The sequence below is a fragment of the Vibrio sp. 10N.222.49.A3 genome (assembly GCF_041475145.1).
GTDB lineage: Bacteria > Pseudomonadota > Gammaproteobacteria > Enterobacterales > Vibrionaceae > Vibrio > Vibrio tasmaniensis_A.
This window is the reverse complement of record NZ_JBFRVM010000246.1, coordinates 1-6,064: the sequence shown is the minus strand read 5'-3', so window position 1 is coordinate 6,064 and position 6,064 is coordinate 1. Positions and strand designations below refer to the sequence as shown.

General features: G+C 38.1%; 9 protein-coding genes and 1 pseudogene. 1 reads left to right on the top strand and 9 read right to left on the bottom strand.

Annotated elements, in window-relative coordinates:
- Positions 1-29 precede the first annotated feature (29 nt).
- The 9 genes and pseudogenes from AB4589_RS24330 to AB4589_RS24290 all read right to left on the bottom strand — a co-directional run bounded on the left by AB4589_RS24330 (position 30) and on the right by AB4589_RS24290 (position 3,997).
- Positions 30-473 carry a hypothetical protein gene (locus AB4589_RS24330; protein WP_371709625.1) on the bottom strand — a complete coding sequence of 148 codons (444 nt, stop codon included), beginning with the start codon at positions 471-473 and terminating at the stop codon, positions 30-32.
- Between the two features lie 130 nt (positions 474-603).
- Positions 604-1,002: a hypothetical protein gene (locus AB4589_RS24325; RefSeq protein ID WP_231903193.1), complete on the bottom strand. Its 399-nt coding sequence runs from the start codon at positions 1,000-1,002 to the stop codon at positions 604-606.
- A 108-nt stretch (positions 1,003-1,110) separates the two neighbouring features.
- Positions 1,111-1,512: a hypothetical protein gene (locus AB4589_RS24320; RefSeq protein WP_017102030.1), complete on the bottom strand. Its 402-nt coding sequence runs from the start codon at positions 1,510-1,512 to the stop codon at positions 1,111-1,113.
- Positions 1,513-1,550: 38 nt separating this feature from the next.
- Positions 1,551-2,078, bottom strand: a complete 528-nt coding sequence (locus AB4589_RS24315) for a hypothetical protein (RefSeq protein WP_241810802.1) — start codon at positions 2,076-2,078, stop codon at positions 1,551-1,553.
- The gene (locus tag AB4589_RS24310) at positions 2,068-2,370 is read right to left on the bottom strand and encodes a hypothetical protein (protein WP_017102032.1); all 303 of its coding nucleotides are present in this window, start codon (positions 2,368-2,370) and stop codon (positions 2,068-2,070) included. The genes AB4589_RS24315 and AB4589_RS24310 overlap by 11 nt, the downstream gene beginning before the upstream one ends.
- Positions 2,371-2,544: 174 nt before the next feature.
- Complete coding sequence (locus AB4589_RS24305; RefSeq protein ID WP_017102129.1) at positions 2,545-2,982, bottom strand: hypothetical protein; 438 nt, start codon at positions 2,980-2,982, stop codon at positions 2,545-2,547.
- 184 nt (positions 2,983-3,166) lie between these two features.
- Entirely contained in the window at positions 3,167-3,403 is a 237-nt protein-coding gene (locus AB4589_RS24300) for a hypothetical protein (protein ID WP_371702047.1), read from the bottom strand.
- A gap of 323 nt (positions 3,404-3,726) precedes the next feature.
- On the bottom strand, positions 3,727-3,849 hold the full coding sequence (locus AB4589_RS24295) for a hypothetical protein (RefSeq protein ID WP_258186662.1): 123 nt from the start codon (positions 3,847-3,849) through the stop codon (positions 3,727-3,729).
- Positions 3,803-3,997: pseudogene (locus AB4589_RS24290) on the bottom strand (hypothetical protein). Before AB4589_RS24290 ends, AB4589_RS24295 begins: the two are co-directional and overlap by 47 nt.
- A gap of 501 nt (positions 3,998-4,498) precedes the next feature.
- On the opposite strand from AB4589_RS24290, the gene AB4589_RS24285 reads away from it, so the two are divergent.
- Complete coding sequence (locus AB4589_RS24285) at positions 4,499-5,779, top strand: GGDEF domain-containing protein (protein ID WP_371709623.1); 1,281 nt, start codon at positions 4,499-4,501, stop codon at positions 5,777-5,779.
- Positions 5,780-6,064 lie beyond the last annotated feature (285 nt).

Sequence of the window (6,064 nt, the reverse complement as noted above, 5' to 3'; positions counted from 1 at the left end):
CTGCTGGTGCGGATCACTTGTTATGTGACCTAATTTTTGACAACTATCTTAAGCTTTTTATCTATTAGTGTTACCCCTGCATGAGTCACTGATATGTTTCCATCAGAATCAGTCCTCGGAGTCATCAATATATTACATTCACTTCCATCATTATTGAGAAGGCTAGCGGAAATAGAAGGTGATTGACCTTTTTTATGTTCGCTCTTTTTTATCTCAAAACGATAATATTTACGACCATCTTGTTTTCTTTCTTCAAAATCATCGGAACCTAGTAATATTATATATGGCTTAAGTTTTAGAAACTTTAATACAGCGAAAGAAATACTCAAAACAGCTGCGATAATCTTTAGGAAAATGACCACATAATTTAACGCGCCTTCTCCAATGACCGATTCCAGTTCTTTTAAGACAGAAGCAATGGCACCGAATATAACAGCTACAATAAACATCCAATCAATTTCATCTAAATTCATTTATTCTCCTTTACACCACCAAATCCAAGGTTCCATTATACACATAGCCCCGCCTTAAACATTAAGGCTAATTCGAACCAAAATTTCCATAGTCGAATCGTTTGTTATATTTATTCTCTTTTGATACGAACTATAAATTACCAATTATTTTTTGAATTTCATCTGGATTTAAGTAGCTATTATTAACTTTACCTTCAATCAAAAAACCGTCTGCTAATATTTGGGATAATTTTTGAACAGACTTTTCATTAAAGAGCTTCGGATAGATCCGCGTATACGCATTGAACGTTGCCTTTAAGTTACGGTGGCAATCTTCAGCTGAACTGAGTGTTGTGACCTCTCCCGAATTAAATATAGGTATGAAAATTTCAAGTAGGTTGTTTTTTAACTCTTGCTTTAGCTTTCTGCGACTTGTGATTTTCTCGAGCCCAAGACCTAAAAAGAATGCCAGAATACCAGGGAGCCATCCATTCATGAAACTATGAAGTGAAATTTTCCACCACTCAATATCATTAATTATAAAATACACTAACTCTTCCTATTGCCCGTGACGTACTTGAAAAATATAACGCCTTAAACATCGAAACTAAAGACAAACCTACAATGCCGAATGTAATAAATTGTGTTGATTAATTTGTTAGACGAATGTTGCCTTCAGCAACGCGACTTGTTGCTCAAACAACCCACTATCAAATTTGGAGTAAGATTTAGCTATATTTACCCATTGAACTCCGGTTTCATCAATATGACGAAATTCAATTTGTAACGCATATTTTGAACAACGAAGAAAACCAAATATAAAACCTACAATCGTTAAAGTAACAACTAAAGCTTTCAACCAAAAAGGTGTACTCTCAAGAGTTGGGATTGCTAACCAAACTGCTCCGGAGAAAACAAATAACCAAAATATTATTTGACCTAGATTGTCGAGTAAGCCAAGTTTCTTAACTCTCACATTATTAATTTTTGATAAAGGATACGAATCTTTTTTAAAGCTAAACTCTTCTTGGCTCAGTTGAAAATCTGTTTCCTTGTACATTATTGCCTCCATTTTTATCAACACTCTTAAATGCTTTATTAGCTTTTTTGGGTTACATACTTTGCGTGAATATCGAGAACAAATGGCTCCACTAAAGCTATACATCGGTCTAGATCGTCATCCGTTATATCTACTTTCTCACCATCTAAGGTATGACCATTTCGATGCACAAGGTCATGGCGTAACTCAAGTTGTTTTAATAGCTCTCTGCTGATATTAAAACGAATGCCAAGAACTTTTTTATAATACATTTCAACATCATTAAGCCGATGCCATACCAATGCTTTCATTGAATGTATCAAATACTCATCAATAGGGTTGTTTAAAGCAAAAGGAACCGTCACGGTAGCAGAACGAAACTTGTCATGGCTTGCTAGTTTTCGGAGTGATTCTGGAGAATTAGTAAGTTCAAAAATGAACAAGTTTGAAAGATACTGTTCCATTAAGCTTATCACGTTCGAAAAATACAATTGGTTGTGAAAACTATCTCTACTTTGGGCTCTTATTTGCGTAAGTCCTTCAGTGAAAGTATTGAGATATACATCAAATTCCGTATCAGAACTCATTAGCATGGTACTCCACTCTAATTTGCTCTTTTAACGCTCCATCCTTTGTCTCAACGTCTAGCGTCCAATCAACACCAACATTGGAAGACCAAACATTAATGTTAAACTCATTACCTTCCTCGTCTTCAAACGAATCATAGTTTTCGCTAACACTATCCCTATAACGTTCTGCCACAAAGTTAGGAGACGGTACGCTAACAACCGTAACCTCTTCAGTACCGCGATAAATAAGTAGATAGCCACCGGAAATGGGTGGCATACAGTCATTACCTTCTAACGTAAACTTCATCATCTCATTTCTCAAAATACAAATACGTTTCGATTATAACAGCATAGTTTTAGGCTTACACCTTCAGAAAGCTAACGCCCGCTTAAGTGGTGAGTAGCGTAAGACCGATGTTTCTGCAAACCACCTTAAACACAGAACGCAACGTATAGTAAAAATGTCACGTGTTACGAATTAACCCTAAACAGTTCGATATACGGTTGTGCCAGGCTCAGAGTTTGGCCCCAACTTACTGCTAAAAACGAACAGACAACTAACTAAAATACCTATCTCGAAAAGCTGACATAGAAAAGATGCTGTCTTAAACACCAGACCTGAATCCATCCAAGGCATCGCTATTTCAATTAGCACAGCGGCTAAAACCAAAGTATACCCAACTCGTTGATGCCATTTACCTAACACTCGCGAAAAGTGATGGAAAGCTAACAGATAAAACACCGAAAAAAAAGGCATTATAAACCAGATGAGATACTCAAAAATTTCAATCAACGAGCTACTACCTTCGCCCAAAGTTGCCATTAGAATAGAGATAATAAAGTTGAGTAGCATGTAAAGAAACGGATATATAAGAATACCCAAGGCAAGATACCGAACTGATTTTTTAACTCCACTTTCCACTTGTGTTACCTTCTCTAGTTGGAGTGACGCATAACACCCAATTAAGTAGCTGACAACGCTACTAATACGTTCAAAATTACCACCAAAATCACTTAAACTGAACTGAGTTGAAAATCCCAAGCGTTGACAGTCTGCTTTAATTGCTTGTTGTTAGCTCTACGACTTAGACTGGACAAGACACAATTTATTGAAATTCATCGCCATGATTTTCTAATGTTTTAGTACCACACTCTAAACAAACTACATAGCGATCGATTAAATCTAGTGACGCTCCTGCTGGACTAGCCATCCCACCCAAAAAACCCGCAAGAAATTCCTTAAACTTTTCTTTCTTACTATTGCCATATTTGGACGGTTTTTGCTTAATCAATTCTTTATGTTCTGTTTTTTGACCACATTTGTCGCAATACCTAGCACTCATTTTAACCTCAATTGTTGTTTTATAAATCCTGAGAATGATATCGGAGTAGCTGCGCATATGAATGAGAAGTGAATCACGCATATGAACCAGTACGCACATTTAATAAGTAGAACTAACGCTTATTAGATAGAAAATTCTGCATTTAAATACAGAGTTTTTCTGTCTAGTCTGATTTATGGGAAAGGATTATACTCATTAACCCTATTTATAACAGTGATTTAAATCATTAACTGTAAAACTGGATGCTTAAAGTGTGGATTCTCGTCGTAGAAATGCAGAAAGGGCTACTTTCCTAAAAAAATAGCCCTTTCGATTGCTGTGAATCATCGGCGTTTCTTGTAGCGTTTTCGTGTGGTGTTCGCCCTTACCACACGCCCGTTCTTGAGCGTGTAACCTTTCTTAAGTTGGCCGTTTGGTCGACGACCTTTGCACTTGTGTCCTTTCATTGGGGTTCTCCAGTTTTCGTATCCGTTGCTCTTGGTCTTGTTGCACTCGCTTTATCCAGTTGATGTCTGTTTTCAAAGCCGCAATCGTGCCGAGGCTTGAGACTCAACCTGTAATAAATGCAATGACCAACGCATCAAGAAACGCCATCACTTCGTTTTCCATCGAGATCCGTAATATTCAAGTAGGTATCGCACCATGGCGCGTAATTGGGAATAAAAGACAAAATGAATGAAACGAACGCTCTAATAAACAACAAAGTGTTTCGATAAAATTGAGCTTAAAAAGTGACACTGCAACATAACTACCCTCCACTTTAATTGACGAACAGTAACAGTGGCCTCGTGACTCGTTGTCACAGCAAGCCATAAAACTCGCACACATAACTCTGATTACGACAAACCGAACCACAGTAAATTTAACTGTATAAATATACAGTTAAATTGATACCCCCGCAAAAACCACACTTATCGAGTGAATAGCATTCAAAACCAACGCCATGCGTACAGAATTTGTTCTAAAAATCAGTTTAATCATTAACTTTTCTGTATAATCTTCAATTCAATTTTAACTATTGGGTTCGAATGTGAATACTCGATAGAATCTCTGTTTGCGGTGACATCACGCATAACCACAAAGTTACATGTATGGATGATTAACATTTTGAGCGACAACGTATTCAGGCAAATCAATATATTCCTTTCGGTTTTTTGCCTCGCTGCCACTCTACTGTCGTTTATCTCTTACCGTACGATCATGGATCAAAACTACGTTATCACTCCAGATAGATTCCCTACACTCGTTAACACTGACCAAGAACATAATGGTGGCACCAAAGGGGTGCTGTATAAGTCAGAAGACACCATTGAGTTACAGTGTGACTTTAAGCGTACCTATAGCTCGCCATTCTGTGAGATTGAGTTCGTTATCTCTACGGAAGGTAAAGGTCTGGATCTCTCAGTGTATGACTCAGTGACCATCAATATGGATTACGAAGGCCAAGAACAGCCAAGGTTTCGCTTTTACATTCGAAATTACGACGAGAATTACAGCGTTCAAGGTGACGCTATGTCTAATAAGTTCAATCGTTTAGATTTCTCGTTACCCGATAGAAAACACATCGACTTAGATTATTTCAATGTCCCTTTGTGGTGGATCGACTATTACAACCACCCTATTACGAATAGCGCCGTAGACGTTACCAATGCAGTGTCTGTTGAGTTAGGGCTTGGTGCTAGCACACTTGATGGGCACCATAAACTGACAGTACAAAGCATCGTTTTTCACGGCAAGACGATCGACAAGTTTGTACTAGGAAAACTCTTAATTAGTTTATGGGTGCTGTATGCGATTTACTATATATCTTGTGCGTTATATCTAGCCAGAAGAACAAGAACAGATGCCGCACAGCAACAACGTTTGTTGACTCAAGAAATTGAAGAGCTAAAGATAAAGGCTACAACCGATCCGTTAACCGGCTGTAGGAACAGAACTGAAGCTTTAGATGCTTTCTATGATTTTGAATGGTTAGCCCAGCAAGGAAAAACAATTCACATCGCTTTGTTTGATTTAGACCATTTTAAGCAAATCAATGATCAACATGGCCATGAAGTGGGTGACAAAGTACTTATTCAGTTTGTCGCAACGGCGAACGAGAGTCTTGGTGAGCAATATTTACTTTATCGCTGGGGTGGTGAGGAGTTCCTTTTAGTTTGCCTGGAGCAAACTGCGCTACAGTGTAACGAATCTATCAATAATCTATACCTAGCAATCGACCAAAGCGTTTGGCCTAAAGCGCTTAAAGTAACGACTTCGACTGGAGTAACACAGCTTAAGCAACATGAATCGATACGTTCTGCAATTAAACGTGCAGACAAGGCACTCTACCAAGCGAAAGACAACGGACGAAACCAAGTCGCAAAGTTGTACTAAAGCTCGCTTGACTAGACTGCAGTTACACATTCAACTCTCTTCCAATACTCAATCAAGACGCCATTAATACCCTGTCGATATCTACTCTCCATTTAAGCAGCCGTCAGATTTTCAACGCTGACTAAACAAGCCAAAAGCTTTGCTGCCTCATTAGGATTCTAATCGTTATGTAGGCCTATAAGCGCGCTCTCACCATCGGTAACAACACATTCTGTAGTAACGCCATTAATCGCATTCTCAGGTTATATGTATCGTTTCTAAGCTTCCTAACTAATAAGGATTAAG

Coding starts and splice junctions, on each gene's coding strand:
- AB4589_RS24330 (WP_371709625.1), bottom strand. CDS start 473: ATGAATTTAGATGAAATTGATTGGATGTTTATTGTAGCTGTTATATTC.
- AB4589_RS24320 (WP_017102030.1), bottom strand. CDS start 1,512: ATGTACAAGGAAACAGATTTTCAACTGAGCCAAGAAGAGTTTAGCTTT.
- AB4589_RS24315 (WP_241810802.1), bottom strand. CDS start 2,078: ATGAGTTCTGATACGGAATTTGATGTATATCTCAATACTTTCACTGAA.
- AB4589_RS24310 (WP_017102032.1), bottom strand. CDS start 2,370: ATGATGAAGTTTACGTTAGAAGGTAATGACTGTATGCCACCCATTTCC.
- AB4589_RS24300 (WP_371702047.1), bottom strand. CDS start 3,403: ATGAGTGCTAGGTATTGCGACAAATGTGGTCAAAAAACAGAACATAAA.
- AB4589_RS24295 (WP_258186662.1), bottom strand. CDS start 3,849: ATGAAAGGACACAAGTGCAAAGGTCGTCGACCAAACGGCCAACTTAAG.
- AB4589_RS24285 (WP_371709623.1), top strand. CDS start 4,499: ATGATTAACATTTTGAGCGACAACGTATTCAGGCAAATCAATATATTC.